Genomic DNA, 18,518 nt, shown 5'->3' on the forward strand with positions numbered 1-18,518 from the left:
ATATTTATACCGTAAGTTTCCTAATAATGAACAGTATATTCTTCTTTATTTGAACGTTCTTGAAAGAACCAAAAATAAAGAAAGAATTAAGGAAGTGTCAGATAAAATTGATTGGAAAATAGAAGATGAGCGATTTGGCGTGACTTTAGCCACAGTTCTTATGCGTAATAACGTAAATAAAAAAATAGGATTTGATATTTTGTATCAACTTGCCTCAAATCCAAATAATATAATAGCACGTAAAAATTATTTTGCTAGTTCAGTGTTTTTAAAAGAGCAGGATTTTTTTATAGGATTTGATGAAGTAGAAATGGGATCCTGGGTTGTTTATTTAGTTTCTGATAAGAAAGTTTATTTAAAAATTGAGCGTGAAATTGGCTTGCAAAAAGAGTTTATCGGACGAAAGGTTGGAGAATCATTCACTTCAGTAACTAGTATGTCTGGAAAAATAATTTCAATTCAAATAGTGGAAATTATTAATGATGCATTGTATTTATTAAGAATGATACAAGAAGAAGCTAGTAATCCCGTAAATGAACTAGGATTTGAATCGCTTCAAATGCCAACAGATATAAAAGATTTTGAAATCTTTTTAAAATCACATTTTGGAGATATTGGAACTAAAGAAAAAGAAATTAAAGAAAAAGCGTTAGATGATTATTTTAATTATCGTATCGGTTTTTCAGAAGTCTCAAGAATTGTTTTTCGTGAAAATTATATTGACACATATTTACATCTCACGAGTTTCGTAGGGAATAGCTTTACGACAATCCCATCAGGTTTGACCAAACAAATTCTTCTTGATAATGAAAAAATCACTTACGCACTAGACTTTAGCACGCTAATTCTGTTTTATTTATTAGAAAAAGAACTTGGTTTTGAATTTAAACATAAATATTCAGTTTCATATTTATTAATTAATGAAATAAATAGAGAAATTATTGAGTTGACAAATTCACCATCTTCTCAAATGACTATTCAGATTACAAATCATTTTATTAGGAAGTTTGATACTCCGGAAGATTATAATCAGAAAAGAATTGAATTTTTACAATTATTAATTGAATGGATCGAGAGAAACTGTATAATTGATTTAGTACCTGAAAAATTAGATTTACTTCCGAAATTTGATAACCAAGAAAAACTTGATAATTTCATGAAATTATTGATTGATAATCTTTGTATATCTGATAGGGCTAATTTTCAGCTAATTAGTAGTGATTCTACTCTTTTCCAATTTTCTATAAGAAGTAATACAGTTGGTAATATTGTAAATCCAGAAAAGTATTTAATCGCATTTTATCCAGATAAGTGTGATACTGAGTTTTATAGGTTTTTATTGAAGTCTAGTTATATTGGAATAAGTATCAATTTAGAAACTTTAAAAAATGAATTCTATAGTTACTTAGGGAATGGTCAGAATTTTTATAATATATGTCTCGAAAATTTGGAGTATACGATTCATGGTAATCCACAAATTATTGTAATGTTAAGCAAATTTTTAAAAGAATTGTATGTTATGCAAGTATTAACTGTAGAACAAAAAAATAATTTTGCTTATAATATCTTAGTTAGAGCAATTTATGGTATGCCTAAAGAAGTATTGATAGCATTTAATCGTAAAATATTTGAAGATTTTAAGCTTGTGGGTAGTCATTACGATGAGTTGAGTAAAGTGATTAAATCCGCACTTAATAGTTAAAATAGATTATTTTAATTACAGTTAAAAAGTAGATTGTAAAACATAATAAACTCTAAAGCAGCAAAAATTAAATTTAAAAGTATTAAATAACTACCCAAAACCTATTCCTCTTCGCGTTAATCTCATGCAGTAAATCTTTTGGGCAAAACCCTCCAACCTTTGATATGGATATAAAAGGGGTGTATTATGTGCCGCTAAATGAGTTTTAAGAGTAAAATTATAGGAAGTAGGTGGTGAAAAAAAACACAATTTTACAAATTAAAAAGTTACATAGAATTTAAAACAATGATGCAAAAAGAACAAAGAGTCGAAATTATTGATATGCTCCGAGGTTGGGCACTTTTAATAGTGGTTATTTCAAATTATTTATATTATGCTTACAGCCCAGAGTGGACAATACATGGAGAGGGAATTATAGCAACAGTAATAAATGGAGTAGAATCCATACTTTTTTCAGCTAAAGGATGGACTTTGCTTTTTACTCTTTTTGGTTTTGGTTTTGGAGTCATTTATGCTAAAAAGCAGCAACAAACTTATTTTTTTCTGGTACGCCGCATGCTGGTTTTATTTGTATTCGCCTTTATAAACAGTCTGTTTTATGATGGTGATATTTTACGGGATTATGCTTTTTTAGGCTTACTGATTTTGTTTTTTATTCATTTCTCTGCTAAAACATTATTGTATATAGCTGGTGTATTGTTTTTATTTGCGCCGTTTCTAGTAGCATACATAAATACGGTTGATACGGCATATGTTACAACGTTGACTACTGGTATTGCACCTTTACGATTTAGCACCCAATTGCTTGAGGTTTTTAAATACAATATTTTGAATTCAATTTATACTGAAGTTCTTAATTTGGCCTATTCTGTAACTGCGCATTATATCATGTTTACGTGTATGATACTGGGATTGGCGATACAAAAGAGTAAGTTCTTGGAAACTTTATTTGAAAAAAAAAGTCAAATAAAAAAATCCTTATTTTTAGTAGTAAGCATCACTATCGTTTTATGGGGAATTTTTATACTTTCTAAGATGTATAAATTGCCTTATTTAAAGTATTTCTCATTTCATTATTGGATCGTTTTAACAACCATGCTTTCTACGAGTTTGTTAATTATATTGCTTTATACAAATCAAAAATTTGAAAAAACATTTAAAGCATTTTCATGGGTTGGCAGAATGACTTTTACCAATTACCTCACCCAAAATTTAATTGCTTTTTTCGTATTTCAGGGAGTTGGTTTAGGATTGTTTCATCATATGCCTTTCTATTTTTACTTTTTGTTTGCTATCACTATTTATTTACTTCAAATCGGATTTAGTTATTGGTGGTTGAAAAATCATGTTTACGGACCTTTAGAGTGGCTTTGGAGACAATTAAGTGATACAAAAAAATAATGTTCCTAAATATATTTCAAACTATTCAATGACCATTCAAGAATTAAAATCTCAAAACGGCATCCTTTTTGAAGTTATTTCGGGGAGTAGATCATTTGGGTTAGCTATCCCAACCTCAGATACCGATTTAAAAGCCAGTAACAAAGATTATGATGAAATACTGGATAAGGTTGATGGTTTACTAGCTTCTATTGAAAAATCATATACAACATCAGCTTTACCTGAACGTCCAGATGAACGAAAGGCTACTCAGGCTTTGATACGCATTCGATGAGAATTGGTTCAATAATTATAAAACAGTAGCGCATTTGCATCATGAGGCATCAAAAAACCGCCACTAGTAGAACGATCAGATTGTTTTGCGGCACCAAATCAGTATGGATGTTTTTTGATAGTGTACGAGTTTTTTAGGAAGCAAAACGAAAGTTGTGTAAAAATAGATTAAAATGAAAAAGGCGAACCTTAACGGATCGCCTTTTTAGTTCAAAAAGTTACTTACAACTGCGTAGTACCTAAAAATGGGATATACTCTTGTAATTAGACTTTATTTGTGACCACGGTGGGATTTGAACCCACACGCCCTTTCGAGCACCACCCCCTCAAGATGGCAAGTCTACCGTTTCTCCACGTGGCCTAAAAAAATAAAAGGCCAAGTAATAAATTACTCGACCTTTTGTGACCCGACTGGGGCTCGAACCCAGGACCCCATCATTAAAAGTGATGTGCTCTACCAACTGAGCTATCGAGTCAATGCTTTCAAGAAAATTATGTGTTGATCACTAAAATTGTGACCCGACTGGGGCTCGAACCCAGGACCCCATCATTAAAAGTGATGTGCTCTACCAACTGAGCTATCGAGTCATATTCTTTCCTTGAATGCGGGTGCAAATATAAGAACTAATTTCGGATAATTGCAAGCATTTTTATTATAAATTTGTCTTTTTTAAAGAAAAAAACTCAACCCCTTAATTTGTAAGGTTTTATTAAGATGAAAAAAATCATATTATTAGGTTATATGGGCTGCGGGAAGTCCACTATTGCAAATATATTGTCCAAAAGTATTCAAGTCCCTTTCGTAGATTTGGACGAAATGATCGAAAAAAAACTCAATTTATCTATAAATGCTATTTTTGAAAAGCATGGAGAAATCTATTTTCGCAAAATAGAACACGAAGTTTTTGCCGATTTGATGCAATCAACAGAGGAAATGATCATCGGTTTGGGCGGAGGAACGCCTTGTTATGCCAATAATCATGAATTTTTTAAAGGGGAAAACGTTTTTTCGATCTATTTAAAAGCTTCGATCGAGACTTTATTTCAAAGATTACATCAAAATAAAAGCAAAAGACCTCTTATTGCGAGTAAAAACGAAGAGGAGATGAGAGAGTTTATCGCAAAACACTTGTTCGATAGAAGCTTTTATTACAATCAAGCACAATATAAAGTAGTGGTTGATGAAAAATCTATCGAACAAACGGTTGCTGATATTATTGCTTTGTTAGCTTAAGTAAGCGTAATTGTCGCCGTTTTCGTCAAACACAACTTGTACATGCTCAAAAAGTGACGTAGAAAGTGAAATACCTTTGAAATCGGCTTTTACAGGGTACTTTTTGTGATTTCGATCCACCAAGACTGCTGTTTTGAATTTTTTCAGTGGTACATCTATAAAGTGTTTGACAGCATATATTAAAGTAGTACCTGAATTTAATACATCATCAACAAGTACTAAACCTTTATTGGTGTACTGTTCTTGGGTTATCGAGGTATGAATAGGGGACTGCGGATGTTGTTTGTTAATTTGTACCTCGCAAAGCGTAACCGTTAGTGGCGATATAGTTTCTAGTACTGCTGCTATTTTTTTGGCAAAAGTAAAACCGTTGCTTGCAATTCCAGCAATGACAATTTCTTGTTCATCTACAAAGGTTTCGTAGATTTGATAGGCAATTCGTTTTATTTTATGTTCAATTTCCTGATTGTTCAAGATGATGTTTTTGCTCATTATTTTAAATCTTTAGGTTGACAGTGTATAAGTATTGTTTTAGGGATTACGCAATGCTTGAGTTCTGTTTGGTAAGACTACGTTAATCTTCGTCGTCTGTTTCAATTTCGTTACCAAATTCATCAATATCACGGCGGTCTTTTTTAGTTGGTCTTCCGGTTCCGTTTTTTCGGTAATGCTCTTTTGATAATTTCAAAAGTTCAAGATGTTGGTACACTTCGGCGGGAGTATCATTTCGGCGGTACATGTCTACTAATTTTGCACCTACGCGGTTTTCGGGCACGTCAAGCACCGTAATAATTTGCGTGATTTGATCTTTTCTAAAGGTGATTTTATCAGTAGGGAAAACTTCCTTTGAGGGTTTGGCTACTTGTCCATTAACGGTTACGTGATTCTTTTTACAGGCTTCGGTAACCATGTTTCTGGTTTTATAATACCGGACACACCATAAATATTTATCTATTCTCATAAAATTTCTAAAATCGGAGTTAAATAGTTTACAAAAATCAATCAATATTGTATCTTGCGCACTTAAAAATTAGCAATAATGAACAAATTTAAGTATTATTTTTTTCTATTAATTACAACTGTGTCTTTATTTTCTTGTTCCAAAGACGAAGTTGCCCCTATTACCCCGCCAAGAGAATATGCGGTTCAGTATGCTACTGATATTGCGGATATTGAAGAGTATTTAAAAACATATTATATAGAGGATACAAACCCTGATGTGGTTACCAAAATCTCAAAAATTCCTACTGGAGGCAATCAGCCATCTATTTGGTCTTATTTGAACAGTTCCACTTTCCCAAAATTACTAAGCAGAGACGTACTTAGAAATGGTGTAACTTATAAGTTGTATTATGTTGTTTTAAGAGCAGGAACAGGAGTTTCTCCTACTAATACTGATGGTGTTTTAACTGCCTACAGAGGAGAATATTTATCTCGAACTAAAGTAGCTGAGGTAAATACACTTGGGGCGACTTTCTTTGAGGAATCAAATAATCCACAAACTTTCTTTAATTTATCATCGACAATTGCAGGTTGGGGACAGTCGTTTCCAGAGTTTAAAACTGGAACTTATACGTCAAATCCTGACGGTACTGTTTCATACAGTGATTTTGGAGCTGGAATTCTTTTTATTCCTTCAGGTTTAGGTTACTATGCACAAGGACAAAATAGTATTCCTGCTTATGCTCCGTTAGTGTTTAGTATTAAATTGTATGAAATTAATAGAATAGATTCTGATAACGACGGGATTGCTGATTATCTTGAGGATTTAGACGGTAATAGATATATGACTAATTATAGCAATACTACAACGTATCCAACGCCACCTGCAGATGCTATTCGTTATGCAGATGATACGGATAAGGATGGTATACCTAATTTTCAAGACACAGATGACGATGCTGATGGAATAAGCACACGAACTGAAATTACAGTTAATGGAAAGCTAATTCCATTTGCAGACATACCAAGCTGTGATGGTAATACAACCAATCCAGCAAGAATAAAAAGACATTTAGTTAAATGTAACTAGAAAATAAAAGACATAAAAAAAACCAGACCGCCGCGGCGCTCTGGTTTTTTTATGGAATAAATCGAAAAGATTATTTTCTTTTCATTACTCTTTCTACTGCTTCCACAATAGCTAGGTCGTTCAGTTTGTATTTCTCCATTAATTGTTCTGGAGTTCCTGATTCACCAAAACTGTCATTTACCGCAACAAATTCTTGTGGAGCAGGACTGTTTAAGGCCAACACTCTTGAAACGCTTTCGCCAAGACCACCTAGAATGTTATGCTCTTCAGCGGTAACAATACATTTGGTTTTTGCCAATGATTTCAATATCGCTTCTTCATCTAATGGTTTGATCGTGTGGATATTGATTACTTCAGCAGAGATTCCTTGTTGTTCTAAGGTTTCAGCAGCTTGTAAAGCTTCCCAAACTAAATGTCCGGTAGCTATAATTGTAACATCAGATCCCTCCGTTAAAACAATGGCTTTCCCAATTTCGAACGGTTCGTCAGCTGGCATAAAGTTAGGCACAACTGGACGACCAAAACGCAAATATGCAGGTCCGTTATGATCTGCTAAAGCTAAAGTAGCCGCTTTGGTTTGGTTGTAATCACAAGTGTTAATTACAGTCATTCCTGGAAGCATTTTCATTAATCCGATATCTTCTAGGATTTGGTGTGTTGCACCGTCTTCTCCTAAAGTTAATCCAGCGTGAGAAGCACAAATTTTTACATTTTTCTCAGAGTATGCTACTGATTGACGAATTTGATCGTACACTCTTCCTGTAGAAAAGTTAGCAAACGTTCCAGTAAAAGGAATTTTCCCTCCAATAGTTAATCCTGCTGCAATACCGATCATGTTCGCTTCCGCAATTCCAATTTGGAAAAAACGCTCTGGATGGTTTTTCTTAAAATCGTCAAATTTTAGAGAACCTATTAAATCGGCACAAAGTGCTACCACATTTTCGTTTTTTTGACCTAGTTCAGTCATTCCCGCTCCAAAACCTGAGCGCGTATCTTTACTTCCTGTGTTTGTATATTTTTTCATTTTCTTTAATTGAATGATTTAAAAATTGAATGATTAGGCAAAACCCTAAATTCATAATTAATATCTCATAATTCTTTAATAATCGCTTTCTGCTTCTGTATAGTTTTGCCCCAAAGCAATTTCTAATTGCGTATCATTTGGCGCTTTACCATGCCATGCATGACTGTACATCATGAAATCTACACCGTTACCCATTTCTGTGTGCAACAATACGCAAACTGGTTTTCCTTTTCCAGTTCTTGATTTGGCATCGTTCATACCAGCAATAATAGCTTCGATATCGTTTCCTTTTTCGATTTCTAAAACATCCCAGTCAAAAGCTTCAAATTTAGCACGGATACTTCCCATAGCTAAAACTTCGTCAGTTGAACCATCAATTTGTTTTCCGTTTAAATCGATCGTTGCGATAAGATTGTCCACTTTTTTGGCAGACGCGTACATGATGGCTTCCCAGTTTTGACCTTCTTGTAATTCACCATCACCGTGAAGGGTGTAGATGATTTTATTGTCTCCATTTAATTTTTTAGCTTGAGCAGCACCAATCCCTACAGATAATCCTTGTCCAAGAGAACCAGATGCAATACGAACACCAGGAAGATGGTCGTGTGTAGTTGGGTGACCTTGTAATCTGGAGTTGATCAAACGGAAAGTTGCTAGTTCAGCTACTGGAAAATAACCGCTTCGTGCCAAAACACTGTACAATACAGGTGAAATATGACCATTTGAAAGAAAGAAAAGATCTTCACCTATTCCGTCCATTTCAAAACCTTCTTTGCGATCCATTATATTTTGATACAATACGACAAGAAATTCAGCACAACCTAAAGAACCACCTGGGTGTCCTGAGTTGACTGCGTGTACCATTCGAAGAATATCTCTTCTAACTTGGATTGTTAAATCCTTTAATTGTTGTGTGTTTGGTTTCATTTGTGTGTTAAATTAGACTCGGCAAATATAATCAGATAATTTGATTAATATCAGGTTCCATTTTTAGATTTATCATTAGTTATGAAGGGTAGTGCTGTTTTATTGACAAGATTTTTTTAGTATTATTTCGGTATTTACTATCTTGCCACTATGTTTGACCAATTGTTTAAGAGCTTTCAAGAAAAAGTGACGCTAACTCCAGCCGAAATAGAGTTGTGTAAAACTTTTTTTATTCCAAAAAAGTTACGCAAAAAACAAGTTTTGTTGCAAGAGGGAGACGTATGTATCTACAATGCTTTTGTTGAAAAAGGAATTCTTCGCTCTTATTTTTTGGATGAAAAAGGAAACGAACATACGGTTCAATTTGCAATCGAAGGGTGGTGGATTACAGATTTGTCTAGTTTTCTCACCAACAGTCATTCCATATATACCATTGAAGCCCTTGAGGATTCGGAGCTACTGTTGTTAACCACGGAGGCCAGAGAAGCCTTGATGGACCAAATTCCCATGTTTGAGCGTTACCAACGCTTACTTTTGCAAAACGCGTACATTGCCAATCAAGCCAGAATCAATTCTACATTAACTGAAACTGCCGAAGAAAAGTTTATCAAATTAGGGAAAGCCTATCCCGGAATTGTACAACGTGTGCCGCAACACATGCTGGCTTCGTACCTTGGATTTACTGCTGAAACCCTTAGTAGAATTCGAAAACAATTGCGCGAAAAGGAATAAATAATTGATCTACATCAATAGAATTTCTTGCGCTACATCAAGGAATACTGCTTTCATACTGCCGTAAATTTGTACTGTAGATAAAAAACAATGTCACCAAGAAAAATAGTTGCAGTATTAGGCGTATCAGAAACCCATAGTGTTTTTATGGCCAAGCAAATTGCCAAAACAAATGCTGTTTTACTGTTTGATCATAATGCTGTGGTTTTGAATAGCGTTTTTTCTGAAATTCAGACAGCACATCCCAATGCCAATGTAGAAATGATGATTTGTCCCACTAACGCCAGTTGGGAGGCTGATGTAATTGTACTTTCAAATGATGCGGTTATTGATGGTTATGGTATCAATAAAATCAAAAATGTAGCTACTGGAAAGTTGGTCATTTTTTTTGAAAATGCTTTTAGTAGTGATTTTGAAAGCCATTCTTCTGAAAGAATTCAAGCTTTATTTCCATTTTCGAAAGTCGTGCATATTTGCGAATCAAAAGCTATTCCAAGCGATTCTTTTGACATAAGCGGAAACAATCAGGAAGCCGTGCAGACTGTTTTTACTCTACTCACAAGCATTGGATTGAAAGCCAGTGAAAAAAAAATTAAACTAAATAAAAAAATCAAATGAGTAAATCAATTTTATTTCAGCCCTACACTTTAGGAAACAGTACTTTAAAAAACCGTATGGTTATGGCTCCTATGACCCGAAGCCGTTCTAATAACGAAGGAAACGTTCCTACAACACTTACGGCAGAATATTATGCACAAAGAGCAACCGCAGGTTTAATTGTATCTGAGGGAACCTTTGTGAGTACAAAAGCAGTGGGTTTTATCAATGTACCTGGAATTTACAGTGAAGCGCAAACCGAAGGGTGGAAGCTGGTTACAAAAGCCGTACACGAAAAAGGAGGGACGATATTTGCACAATTGTGGCATACGGGTCGATTGTCGCATCCTGATTTACATAATGGTGAATTGCCTCACGCTCCGTCAGCGTTGAATCCTTTCGCGAAAGCGTACACCAATGATGGTTTTGTAGATACGGTTGTGCCAAAAGAAATGACAATTGAAGATATCAAACAAACAGTTTTAGATTTCAAAAACGGAGCAAAAAATGCTATTGCTGCAGGATTTGATGGCGTTGAATTGCATGCTGCTAATGGGTATTTGTTGCAACAGTTTTTTAATGGTTATTCCAATCATCGTACAGATGAATACGGAGGTTCAATTGAAAACAAATCCCGAATCCTATTTGAGATTTTAGATGCTTTGAAAGAAGTTATTGATTTCTCAAAAGTAGGAGTGCGTTTGAATCCTTCCTTGCACAATGCCCAGGGAATGATGCTTGATGAAGAAACAATTCCAACCTACGAATACATTATTAACAAACTGAATGATTACGGATTAGCGTACATTCATTTAACGGAGCCTTTTACAGATGTATCTGAAGTACCTTTTGCAGTAACTGAAGTAGCGAAGCATTTTAGACCTTTTTACAAAGGAACTTTGATTATTAACAAAGGTTTCAATAAGGAAACAGGTATTAAAGTATTGGAAAATGGAGATGCTGATTTGGTAGCTTATGGTGTTCCTTTTATTGCAAATCCTGATTTGGTAGCGCGTTATGAAACGGATGCTCCTTTGAACACTCCAGACCAAAGTACATTTTACACCGATACAGTAAAAGGATATACCGATTATCCAGCTTTGAAGGACTAAGTCGTTTTATACTTCAAAAATTTGATTGAGACGTTTCAACATAGTACAAGAAAGCCCGCAAGTAGCGGGCTTTTGCATTGTATAATTTTATAGAAAGTAATGATCTTCTTAGTAATTATTCAGCTTGTGCTTGTAAAAAATTTACATCCAGCCAAGAACCGCCGTTATAACATTCGATTCCATGCGCAGTCAGGAATACCTGTGCTTGTCCGCTTCTATTACCAGAAGCACAAAATAGTACTAATGGAGTTGTGAGTTCTTGAATTTCCTGCATTCTGTGTGGTATTTCTTGAAGCGGGATATTTATAGATCCTGCAACATGACCTCCAGTAAATTCTGCGTAAGAGCGCACATCAATTAGGGTTCCTCTTTTTTCTTTAATAATTTGAGCTATTTCCATTGGGATTATTTTTGTTTCGAATCTAGATTTTATTGATACAAAAATAAAGCTTTATAGGTAACACTTTATGCAGAAAGAAAAGTAGCGTTTGAATTTTTTAAATACTACTAAAGACATTAATACTGCTTCTTGCACTTAGTTGCCACGGTACGTGGAATAACCAAAGCTAGAAAGTGTGATAGGAACGTGGTAATGGTTTGCATCTTTGATTTGGAATACTACTTCAATAAAAGGATAAAAACTTGCTGTTTTTTTAGTTTTAAAATAATCGTCAACTAAAAAACGAAGTTTATAGATTCCGTTGTTGCTTTCTTTGTTCGGTAAAAAATCGGTAATGCGTCCGTTTTTATCCGTAATTTTCTCAGTGACATAAGACCAAACTTTTGTAGGTTCATCGTATTTTTCTAATACAACTGGGACACCTATTGCGGGGTTTCCTGTTGAAATATCTAGGATATGACTAGATAGCTGATGGGTGTTATTTTGCGCGTAAGATGTAGTTGCTGCAACTAGAAATAGAAAACTAAAAAGTAAATTTTTCATTTTTTTTTATTTTTATGTGAATTAATATGTAGTGATTTGAGCACTTGGTAGAGCCCCTGATTTAGCGATGAAATCGTCATTTTCTGGACTTCCTCCGCCGGCAATTCCGATGCTTCCTATGACTTGCCCGTTGTACCAAAGCGGATAGCCGCCTGCTAATAGTAAGAGTTCGGGAAGTGTTGTTAGATTTTGTGTATCTGGGTTGGTTCTCGCGTTTCTAGAAAGGATTAATGTGGGTGTTTTAGTTGATAATGCCGTGTAGGCTTTTCGTCTTGCGGCTTCGGTATTGTGTGGGCCAACCTCTTCACCTCGGGTAATCATCAAGATTTGTCCTGAATGGTCAAGGATGGCAATAGTAACGTTCTTTTGTAAACCCGTAGCAGCTATTCTTGCATTTTCAGTAATAGCAACGGCCGCTTTAAGTGTTAATTGTGTAACTGTTTTAGTGAACTGTTGTTCCTGTCGCAATGGTAATTGATTGCTAGTAAGGCTAGTTTGTGATTTGGTTTGTGCTGCAGCAAAGATTGGGATTAACAGCGCATATAAAAAAGCGGTTGTTTTCATAATTAATTTTTTGTCAAAATTAAAAATGAGCGGCGTTATAAAGATTGTCCTATGTCAACGTTTTTTAAAGTTTGGATTTAATGCGGCTCAAGGTTGATGGTGTAATCCCTAAATAGGAGGCGGCCATTTTATTGGACACACGTAACAAAAACTGAGGTTGATTAGTAATAATCCATTGCACTTTTTCAAGAGCATTAAATCCTTGAAAGCCATAGATTCGTTTTTGAGCAGTTATAAAACCAAGCTCTAGAATTTCTCTGTAAATCATTGCAAAAGCAGGTATGGTATCTACTAATTGATAAAAATCAGTTCTAGAAATAACAAGTAGATCCGATTTTTCAATTGTTTGTAAGTATTCAAAAGTCGGTTTTTGATCAATAAAACTAGGCAATGCCGTTCCAAAACTTCCTTCAAAAGCAAAAAAACGAGAGGTTTCTATTCCTTCTTTATTGATGGTAAAAAGGCGAATGCATCCTTTGTTTACAAAATAATAGTGTTGGCAAATTTCGTCGTAGCATACTAAAATTTCATTTCGTTTTGTTTTTAAAGCTGAAAAACGGGAACAAATGAAATCCAATTGTTCTTTTTCTATTGCAGCTCTGCTCTGGATATACCGTATTAGTAAGTCGTACATCGTACAATAATTTGTTTTTTAATGAAGCAGTAAAGATACAAACAAATCCTGTTTTTGTAAAGTCTTGTTCGTAGCCGTGCTATAGAAATACATTTGAAGATATGGTATTTTGATTGATGAAGTGATTAACGACTTTGTTGTTTTAAAATTCATTTCCTATGACTATTTTTTTGAGACTAAAAAGCTGTGCAACAATTTTTTAGAGACCATAAGACTTTGTTAAATGCAACTTTATTAAACGTAGAAAGACTATCTTTATAAGAACACTAATAATCAGTAGTATACAGCTGAAATAAAAGGTGTTATAACTAAAACAGTAAAATCATGTCACAGAACAGTAAAAAGCAATTTGGAGTTTGGATGGATTCCCATCACGCTACCATTGTAGGAAGAGAAAATGTAGATTCCGGAGATTTTTTAGTACTAGGTCATGAAACCGTTGACGGACAAGGCTACAATACCAGTGAAAATGCTGCTAACAATGCCGAGAGAGATCAGCTGAGAAAACTTTTTAAAAGCATTACCGCTCACATGCAAAACGTAGATGAATTGCACGTAACAGGAACAGGAACTGCTCAGGAGCAATTCATAAATTATTTGAGTGAAATACCTCAATACAAGAATGTAGTAGCTACTGAAAGTACTTCGAATAAAATGACAGATCAAAGTTTAGTTGAATACTTCACAGCGCAATTTAATTCATTTAAAAGCTTGTAATTACGTGATATGAATTGAAAATCATTTGATTAAACCATAGCTTCTTAAAAGCGGTTCGTATCTTTGATATTAACCGTTTTTTTTGGATTTTAAATCTACCAAAACTAAAAATGACTCTGAATTTAAAGCCCTATTTTAGAGACTTGGTAATGGCTACGATTTTTTTTAATAGTATATTCGTAAAAAAAATCATGATGCGTTTATTTAATATCCCTACAGTTTTAGTATCTGTTTTTCTAATGTCGAGTTGTGCCTCCAAAAAGACTACTAACATTGTTTATCAACCTACTACGGTTGAAAATGCGAGTATAGCGCCAAAGCTAAACATTTTTGTTCCTCGAAAAGTAAATAAAGCAGGCGCTAAAGTTTTGATTTTTGTGCATGGTGGAAATTGGAATAGCGGACGTAAGGAAACTTATAATGTATTAGGTCGCAATTTTGCTCGAAGGGGAATTATCACTGTTATACCAGATTATACGCTGAGTCCTGCGGTAAATTACGATGTTATGGCGCAACAAATTGCAACTGTTATTGAATGGACTAAGAAAAATATTGGTCAATACTACGGCAATACAAACCAAATTTTTATAACCGGACATTCTGCAGGCGGTCATCTTGGGGCATTGGCAGTGATGAATCCAAAATACGGAGTACAGCCTACGAGTGTTGCCGGAATCATTTTAAACGACGCGGCTGGACTCGATATGAAAAACTATCTCGAAAAATATCCTCCTACCAATCAAGACGATTATTTGGCAACGTGGACTGCTGATCCTGAGCAATGGAAAGCAGCTTCGCCAATTTACTATGTTAATGCACAAACCCCACCAGTTTTATTGTATGTTGGTACAAAAACATATCCCTCAATTATTGAGGGAAGCCAACGCTTTGAGAAAGCGATCAAAGCTTTTCAACCTGAGGTGCAAACCATTCGTTTGAATAAAAAACACGTTCCTATGGTATTGCAATATTTTAAACCTTGGAGTGCTAGATTTGAGGAAATGATCGGTTTTATGAACGAAAATTCAAAAGAGCGTTTATCAAAATAGTTTGATAAACGCTCTTTGTGGTATTGGTATGTCATTTTACATACTAATTTGCTTTTAGGACATCCATTTTCCAAGTGTTTCAATTAATTTATCTTTAGTAATGGGTTTGGGGATGTAATCTACAAATCCTATTTCAAGACATTTATCTTTGTCTCCTTACATTGCATTTACGGTTTGTGCAATTACTTTGGATTTGGGTTTAGTGTCGAGTACCATTCTGGAGATCTTTTATCTAAAGGTTGAGGTTTCTAGTCCGTTTTTGCCCTTAGTACATGAAAGGAATATCTTTAAGAATCACTTTCAAATACAGAGAATGCAGATTTTAAATTGAATTTTTTCTTTAGATAAAAAATTCAATCAAGCCCGAACTTCCACATGTTAGATTTATTAATTAAAACTATGAATATTGAAATGAAAAATGGAGTTTAATTTCAGGTGAATTCTATTCTAAGGTACTCCATTTGAATCTCTGTGATTCATCTTGCAAACTGAATACTTTTTTCGTATTTTTGCACTCCAATAAAAGGATTTATAAAATGTTAGATAGACTTCAAATAGTAAAACAACGTTTTGATGAAATTTCGGATTTGATCATTCAACCTGATGTAATATCAGATCAAAAACGTTATGTGCAATTGAATCAAGAGTACAAAAGCTTAAAAGCCCTTGCTGAGAAACGAGATGAATACGTTCTTATCATGGCAAACATAGAAGAAGCTAATGAAATTATTGCTGATAATAGTGATGCAGACATGACCGAAATGGCCAAAATGCAACTAGAGGAAGCTAAAGAACGTTTGCCACTACTTGAAGAGGAAATAAAATTCATGTTGATTCCTAAAGACCCAGAAGATGCAAAGAATGTTATGGTTGAAATTCGTGCCGGAACCGGTGGGGACGAGGCTAGTATTTTTGCAGGAGATTTGTTTCGTATGTATACAAAATATTGCGAAAATCAAGGATGGCGTACTTCTGTAGTAGATATGAATGAAGGAACATCTGGTGGTTTTAAAGAGGTGATTTTTGAAGTTACAGGAGAAGATGTTTATGGGACATTAAAATTTGAAGCTGGTGTTCACCGAGTGCAAAGGGTTCCACAAACGGAAACCCAAGGACGTGTACATACCTCTGCTGCTACAGTAATGGTTTTGCCAGAAGCTGAAGAATTTGATGTGCAAATTGATATGAACGATGTACGCGTTGATTTCTTTTGTTCCTCAGGACCTGGTGGACAATCTGTAAATACTACAAAATCTGCTGTGCGATTAACGCATATCCCTACAGGATTAGTAGCGCAATGTCAAGACCAAAAATCACAACATAAGAATAAAGATAAAGCTTTTGGCGTATTAAGATCTCGTTTATATGAACAAGAACTAGCTAAAAAGCAAGCAGAAGATGCTACAAAGCGAACTTCGCAAGTAAGCTCTGGTGACCGATCTGCAAAAATACGTACCTACAATTATGCTCAAGGGCGTGTTACAGATCACCGTGTAGGATTAACACTTTATGATCTTGGAAATATTATGAATGGTGACATTCAAAAAATTGTTGATGAACTTGCATTAGTTAACAATATGGAAAAATTGAAAGAAGCCAGTGAGGTTTTTTAAAATAAAATCTATAAAACCAAAAAAGACCTTACTAATAGCTAGTAAGGTCTTTTTTTTATAGGTGCTAAATTATATTTAAAAAGAGTTGACTTCAAAAACAGAATTTTAGAATTAATATAAAAACTAGTAAACTCAAATAAATTTCCGTTTAAGTACATCAATGTAGTTTTACCTTTCTAGTCTAGGTAATGATTAATATCTGGGTCAGCATAACCTTTAAAAACTGCTTTTCTATAAATTTCAAACTTATCCGTAGCCGAATCTATCTTGCCTTCAAATTCAGATGCGCCTTCGGAACTATCTATTCTCAGATTCAATGCATTTAATTTTTTCTCAAAATCTTTTTCAATAGTTTTCCAATTTTTTTGAGCTTCTTCCTTTTTATATTCCGTTACCGAATCAACAAAATGGATATAATCATTCGTTGCAATTTCAATTCTTTTTTCACTTTTAGTCTGACACGAAATACTCATTATTAATACAAGTAACAAGTAAAAGTGTTTCTTTAAATTTTTCATTGGGGGTATTATTAAATCTTATCTTTGAGTTGCATTTTTAGGTAAATTCTGGGGTTGTTTATTGTAGAGACGTAATGTTGTTTTGCAAAATGTAATTTTTTAGCTATAATTGTTATCTCCATACTATAAACGACAAAATCACACTGCTTTTCAACAGTGTGACGCTATCCGATTATTAAAATTATTTGACTCTGTTTATATCGACTAAGTGGTCAAAATTTGGCTTTTCGTCAGTATTATTTTGTGTCAATACACTCAATATATTTTGAGTTTCAGATTTTAGGGTATCCATAGTTTGGGATATTTTTTCTCCTAATTGGCTAGAAGAATCCGTGATTAAATTTTTTAGATCACTTCCGTTATCTGCTATTTTTTTTCTGGTTTCGCTTCCTTTTGCAGGGGCAAATAAGATACCTATTACTGTTCCAACTGCTAATCCAGCTAGTATTCCTAATGCTACGTCACTATTTTTCATGATGGTGTTTTTATAATTTATATTATCCTTTAATAACTTTTAATAGTATTGCAATCACGGCAATAATCAATAAAAAATGAATCATACTGCCCATATTGTATACAAAAAAACCTAAAGCCCATAGTACCACAAAAAGTACAGCTGCTATATATAAGATGTTTTTCATAATGATCAGTTGAAATTAAAATTTTATGGCTGCATAAATGCTCAGCACACTATTTTTAGAGTCGGGGAAGTTGTATGTTACCCCTCCAGAGGTGCGTTCTTTACCCACGGTACTTAAACCGTAATTGTATCTGGCGCCAATGCCAAAATTGTCAAAATCAAATCCGATACCAGCAGCCAACCCATAATCAAACGTGTTTAGATCTTCTTTATCTATATCTTGTTCAAAGTTGAAAGTATTGTTTGCAGTTTCATTCGTAATTTTTGAGTCCACTAAAAAAGCGGCATATGGTCCAAAATGTACATTGAAATTTTTAGTCAAATTTGCCTTTATCAAAACTGGAATTTCAATGTAATTCAATCTAAACTTACCCGTTCCAGAAGCAAAAAAATTATCGTACTGTAGCTCAGCACCTTTTGTAGTGTAATTTATTTCTGGTTGAATAGCTAAACTAGAACTTATAGGTAATTGAGCAAATAAACCGATATTAAATCCAGTTAAAAGATTGTTATCATCTACATCCTCAGTGTATAAGTTAGACATATTCAAACCTCCTTTTATTCCTATCGATGCATTATTTTCTTGTGCTTGCAAAGTACTTGTAGCTCCGATTGCAAATACTACTAATGTGAAAATTTTATTTAATTTTTTCATTGTCACTGATTTTAAAGTTATTTTTCGTTTACAAAGATGCGAAGACCTTTCATAAACTATGTTATATTACTTTTTAGAATTGTTACAGAATTTTTATGTTGAGACCTTCGAATAGTATAATTCTATAAATAGAAAGGTTACACTCTTGTTG

23 protein-coding genes and 3 tRNA genes are annotated in these 18,518 nt (G+C 34.1%); 11 read left to right on the plus strand and 15 right to left on the minus strand.

What is annotated here, in order from left to right; genetic code table 11:
* The 3 genes from DNC80_RS08230 to DNC80_RS15995 all read left to right on the plus strand — a co-directional run.
* Positions 1–1,702 (plus strand): hypothetical protein (locus tag DNC80_RS08230; RefSeq protein ID WP_182650750.1); only part of this gene is annotated, 1,702 nt, incomplete at its 5' end.
* 285 nt (positions 1,703–1,987) lie between these two features.
* Entirely contained in the window at positions 1,988–3,103 is a 1,116-nt protein-coding gene (locus DNC80_RS08235; protein ID WP_182650752.1) for a DUF418 domain-containing protein, read from the plus strand.
* A gap of 28 nt (positions 3,104–3,131) precedes the next feature.
* The gene (locus DNC80_RS15995) at positions 3,132–3,377 is read left to right on the plus strand and encodes a nucleotidyltransferase domain-containing protein (protein WP_255493196.1); all 246 of its coding nucleotides are present in this window, start codon (positions 3,132–3,134) and stop codon (positions 3,375–3,377) included.
* 277 nt (positions 3,378–3,654) lie between these two features.
* Here the strand turns inward: DNC80_RS15995 and DNC80_RS08245 are convergent.
* The 3 genes from DNC80_RS08245 to DNC80_RS08255 form a co-directional block, all read right to left on the minus strand.
* Positions 3,655–3,737 (minus strand) — tRNA-Leu (locus DNC80_RS08245).
* 42 nt (positions 3,738–3,779) lie between these two features.
* Positions 3,780–3,852: transfer RNA gene (locus tag DNC80_RS08250), tRNA-Lys, on the minus strand.
* Between the two features lie 39 nt (positions 3,853–3,891).
* A tRNA-Lys gene (locus DNC80_RS08255) sits at positions 3,892–3,964 on the minus strand.
* 127 nt (positions 3,965–4,091) lie between these two features.
* Between DNC80_RS08255 and DNC80_RS08260 the strand changes: the two genes are divergently transcribed.
* Positions 4,092–4,610, plus strand: coding sequence for a shikimate kinase (locus DNC80_RS08260; RefSeq protein ID WP_182650754.1), 519 nt, complete (start codon positions 4,092–4,094; stop codon positions 4,608–4,610).
* On the opposite strand, the gene DNC80_RS08265 is transcribed toward DNC80_RS08260, so the two are convergent.
* Both DNC80_RS08265 and DNC80_RS08270 read right to left on the minus strand, forming a co-directional pair.
* Positions 4,602–5,102, minus strand: coding sequence for a phosphoribosyltransferase family protein (locus tag DNC80_RS08265; RefSeq protein WP_144892924.1), 501 nt, complete (start codon positions 5,100–5,102; stop codon positions 4,602–4,604). The two genes, DNC80_RS08260 and DNC80_RS08265, sit on opposite strands and share 9 nt — an antisense overlap.
* An 82-nt stretch (positions 5,103–5,184) precedes the next feature.
* Positions 5,185–5,571, minus strand: a complete 387-nt coding sequence (locus tag DNC80_RS08270) for an RNA-binding S4 domain-containing protein (RefSeq protein WP_182650756.1) — start codon at positions 5,569–5,571, stop codon at positions 5,185–5,187.
* A gap of 78 nt (positions 5,572–5,649) precedes the next feature.
* Here DNC80_RS08270 and DNC80_RS08275 point away from each other — a divergent pair, with 78 nt between their 5' ends.
* Entirely contained in the window at positions 5,650–6,642 is a 993-nt protein-coding gene (locus tag DNC80_RS08275) for an FKBP-type peptidyl-prolyl cis-trans isomerase (protein WP_144892920.1), read from the plus strand.
* A 70-nt stretch (positions 6,643–6,712) separates the two neighbouring features.
* On the opposite strand, the gene DNC80_RS08280 is transcribed toward DNC80_RS08275, so the two are convergent.
* Positions 6,713–7,666, minus strand: a complete 954-nt coding sequence (locus DNC80_RS08280) for a transketolase family protein (RefSeq protein ID WP_144892918.1) — start codon at positions 7,664–7,666, stop codon at positions 6,713–6,715.
* A 75-nt stretch (positions 7,667–7,741) separates the two neighbouring features.
* Positions 7,742–8,593 carry a transketolase gene (locus DNC80_RS08285; RefSeq protein WP_182650758.1) on the minus strand — a complete coding sequence of 284 codons (852 nt, stop codon included), beginning with the start codon at positions 8,591–8,593 and terminating at the stop codon, positions 7,742–7,744.
* Between the two features lie 150 nt (positions 8,594–8,743).
* Between DNC80_RS08285 and DNC80_RS08290 the strand changes: the two genes are divergently transcribed.
* The 3 genes from DNC80_RS08290 (at position 8,744) to DNC80_RS08300 (ending at position 11,034) form a co-directional block, all read left to right on the plus strand.
* A complete protein-coding gene (locus DNC80_RS08290; protein ID WP_182650760.1) occupies positions 8,744–9,325 on the plus strand; it encodes a Crp/Fnr family transcriptional regulator in 582 nt (193 codons plus the stop codon).
* A gap of 90 nt (positions 9,326–9,415) precedes the next feature.
* Positions 9,416–9,943, plus strand: coding sequence for a hypothetical protein (locus tag DNC80_RS08295; protein ID WP_182650762.1), 528 nt, complete (start codon positions 9,416–9,418; stop codon positions 9,941–9,943).
* Complete coding sequence (locus DNC80_RS08300; protein ID WP_182650763.1) at positions 9,940–11,034, plus strand: alkene reductase; 1,095 nt, start codon at positions 9,940–9,942, stop codon at positions 11,032–11,034. Before DNC80_RS08295 ends, DNC80_RS08300 begins: the two co-directional genes overlap by 4 nt.
* 115 nt (positions 11,035–11,149) lie before the next feature.
* Here the strand turns inward: DNC80_RS08300 and DNC80_RS08305 are convergent, their stop codons facing one another.
* The 4 genes from DNC80_RS08305 to DNC80_RS08320 form a co-directional block, all read right to left on the minus strand.
* The gene (locus tag DNC80_RS08305) at positions 11,150–11,434 is read right to left on the minus strand and encodes a rhodanese-like domain-containing protein (protein ID WP_182650765.1); all 285 of its coding nucleotides are present in this window, start codon (positions 11,432–11,434) and stop codon (positions 11,150–11,152) included.
* A gap of 135 nt (positions 11,435–11,569) precedes the next feature.
* Complete coding sequence (uraH, locus tag DNC80_RS08310) at positions 11,570–11,977, minus strand: hydroxyisourate hydrolase (protein WP_182650767.1); 408 nt, start codon at positions 11,975–11,977, stop codon at positions 11,570–11,572.
* A gap of 21 nt (positions 11,978–11,998) precedes the next feature.
* Positions 11,999–12,541 carry a heme-binding protein gene (locus DNC80_RS08315; RefSeq protein ID WP_182650769.1) on the minus strand — a complete coding sequence of 181 codons (543 nt, stop codon included), beginning with the start codon at positions 12,539–12,541 and terminating at the stop codon, positions 11,999–12,001.
* A gap of 64 nt (positions 12,542–12,605) precedes the next feature.
* Positions 12,606–13,175, minus strand: a complete 570-nt coding sequence (locus DNC80_RS08320) for a Crp/Fnr family transcriptional regulator (RefSeq protein ID WP_182650771.1) — start codon at positions 13,173–13,175, stop codon at positions 12,606–12,608.
* Between the two features lie 324 nt (positions 13,176–13,499).
* Between DNC80_RS08320 and DNC80_RS08325 the strand changes: the two genes are divergently transcribed.
* The 3 genes from DNC80_RS08325 to prfA all read left to right on the plus strand — a co-directional run bounded on the left by DNC80_RS08325 (position 13,500) and on the right by prfA (position 16,554).
* Positions 13,500–13,892 carry a hypothetical protein gene (locus tag DNC80_RS08325; protein ID WP_182650773.1) on the plus strand — a complete coding sequence of 131 codons (393 nt, stop codon included), beginning with the start codon at positions 13,500–13,502 and terminating at the stop codon, positions 13,890–13,892.
* Between the two features lie 110 nt (positions 13,893–14,002).
* Positions 14,003–14,941, plus strand: a complete 939-nt coding sequence (locus DNC80_RS08330) for an alpha/beta hydrolase (RefSeq protein ID WP_255493197.1) — start codon at positions 14,003–14,005, stop codon at positions 14,939–14,941.
* 536 nt (positions 14,942–15,477) lie between these two features.
* Complete coding sequence (gene prfA, locus DNC80_RS08335; protein WP_144892900.1) at positions 15,478–16,554, plus strand: peptide chain release factor 1; 1,077 nt, start codon at positions 15,478–15,480, stop codon at positions 16,552–16,554.
* A gap of 176 nt (positions 16,555–16,730) precedes the next feature.
* Here prfA and DNC80_RS08340 read toward each other — a convergent pair whose 3' ends face one another.
* From DNC80_RS08340 to DNC80_RS08355, 4 genes are all read right to left on the minus strand, one after another.
* Positions 16,731–17,072, minus strand: coding sequence for a hypothetical protein (locus DNC80_RS08340; protein WP_182650775.1), 342 nt, complete (start codon positions 17,070–17,072; stop codon positions 16,731–16,733).
* 181 nt (positions 17,073–17,253) lie between these two features.
* Positions 17,254–17,547: a YtxH domain-containing protein gene (locus DNC80_RS08345; protein WP_144892896.1), complete on the minus strand. Its 294-nt coding sequence runs from the start codon at positions 17,545–17,547 to the stop codon at positions 17,254–17,256.
* A gap of 22 nt (positions 17,548–17,569) precedes the next feature.
* A complete protein-coding gene (locus DNC80_RS08350) occupies positions 17,570–17,713 on the minus strand; it encodes a lmo0937 family membrane protein (RefSeq protein ID WP_144892894.1) in 144 nt (47 codons plus the stop codon).
* A gap of 15 nt (positions 17,714–17,728) precedes the next feature.
* The gene (locus DNC80_RS08355; RefSeq protein ID WP_182650777.1) at positions 17,729–18,367 is read right to left on the minus strand and encodes a porin family protein; all 639 of its coding nucleotides are present in this window, start codon (positions 18,365–18,367) and stop codon (positions 17,729–17,731) included.
* Between the last annotated feature and the right edge of the window lie 151 nt (positions 18,368–18,518).

Origin of the sequence: Flavobacterium sp. SOK18b (assembly GCF_014156605.1) — a bacterium.
Taxonomy (GTDB): Bacteria; Bacteroidota; Bacteroidia; order Flavobacteriales; family Flavobacteriaceae; genus Flavobacterium; species Flavobacterium tiangeerense.

Coding starts and splice junctions, on each gene's coding strand:
- DNC80_RS08235 (WP_182650752.1), top strand. CDS start 1,988: ATGATGCAAAAAGAACAAAGAGTCGAAATTATTGATATGCTCCGAGGT.
- DNC80_RS08355 (WP_182650777.1), bottom strand. CDS start 18,367: ATGAAAAAATTAAATAAAATTTTCACATTAGTAGTATTTGCAATCGGA.
- DNC80_RS08300 (WP_182650763.1), top strand. CDS start 9,940: ATGAGTAAATCAATTTTATTTCAGCCCTACACTTTAGGAAACAGTACT.
- DNC80_RS08315 (WP_182650769.1), bottom strand. CDS start 12,541: ATGAAAACAACCGCTTTTTTATATGCGCTGTTAATCCCAATCTTTGCT.
- DNC80_RS08260 (WP_182650754.1), top strand. CDS start 4,092: ATGAAAAAAATCATATTATTAGGTTATATGGGCTGCGGGAAGTCCACT.
- DNC80_RS08295 (WP_182650762.1), top strand. CDS start 9,416: ATGTCACCAAGAAAAATAGTTGCAGTATTAGGCGTATCAGAAACCCAT.
- DNC80_RS08290 (WP_182650760.1), top strand. CDS start 8,744: ATGTTTGACCAATTGTTTAAGAGCTTTCAAGAAAAAGTGACGCTAACT.
- DNC80_RS08270 (WP_182650756.1), bottom strand. CDS start 5,571: ATGAGAATAGATAAATATTTATGGTGTGTCCGGTATTATAAAACCAGA.
- DNC80_RS08275 (WP_144892920.1), top strand. CDS start 5,650: ATGAACAAATTTAAGTATTATTTTTTTCTATTAATTACAACTGTGTCT.
- DNC80_RS08320 (WP_182650771.1), bottom strand. CDS start 13,175: ATGTACGACTTACTAATACGGTATATCCAGAGCAGAGCTGCAATAGAA.
- prfA (WP_144892900.1), top strand. CDS start 15,478: ATGTTAGATAGACTTCAAATAGTAAAACAACGTTTTGATGAAATTTCG.
- DNC80_RS08340 (WP_182650775.1), bottom strand. CDS start 17,072: ATGAAAAATTTAAAGAAACACTTTTACTTGTTACTTGTATTAATAATG.
- DNC80_RS08305 (WP_182650765.1), bottom strand. CDS start 11,434: ATGGAAATAGCTCAAATTATTAAAGAAAAAAGAGGAACCCTAATTGAT.
- uraH (WP_182650767.1), bottom strand. CDS start 11,977: ATGAAAAATTTACTTTTTAGTTTTCTATTTCTAGTTGCAGCAACTACA.
- DNC80_RS08325 (WP_182650773.1), top strand. CDS start 13,500: ATGTCACAGAACAGTAAAAAGCAATTTGGAGTTTGGATGGATTCCCAT.
- DNC80_RS08345 (WP_144892896.1), bottom strand. CDS start 17,547: ATGAAAAATAGTGACGTAGCATTAGGAATACTAGCTGGATTAGCAGTT.
- DNC80_RS08285 (WP_182650758.1), bottom strand. CDS start 8,593: ATGAAACCAAACACACAACAATTAAAGGATTTAACAATCCAAGTTAGA.
- DNC80_RS08330 (WP_255493197.1), top strand. CDS start 14,003: ATGACTCTGAATTTAAAGCCCTATTTTAGAGACTTGGTAATGGCTACG.
- DNC80_RS08265 (WP_144892924.1), bottom strand. CDS start 5,102: ATGAGCAAAAACATCATCTTGAACAATCAGGAAATTGAACATAAAATA.
- DNC80_RS08280 (WP_144892918.1), bottom strand. CDS start 7,666: ATGAAAAAATATACAAACACAGGAAGTAAAGATACGCGCTCAGGTTTT.
- DNC80_RS15995 (WP_255493196.1), top strand. CDS start 3,132: ATGACCATTCAAGAATTAAAATCTCAAAACGGCATCCTTTTTGAAGTT.
- DNC80_RS08350 (WP_144892894.1), bottom strand. CDS start 17,713: ATGAAAAACATCTTATATATAGCAGCTGTACTTTTTGTGGTACTATGG.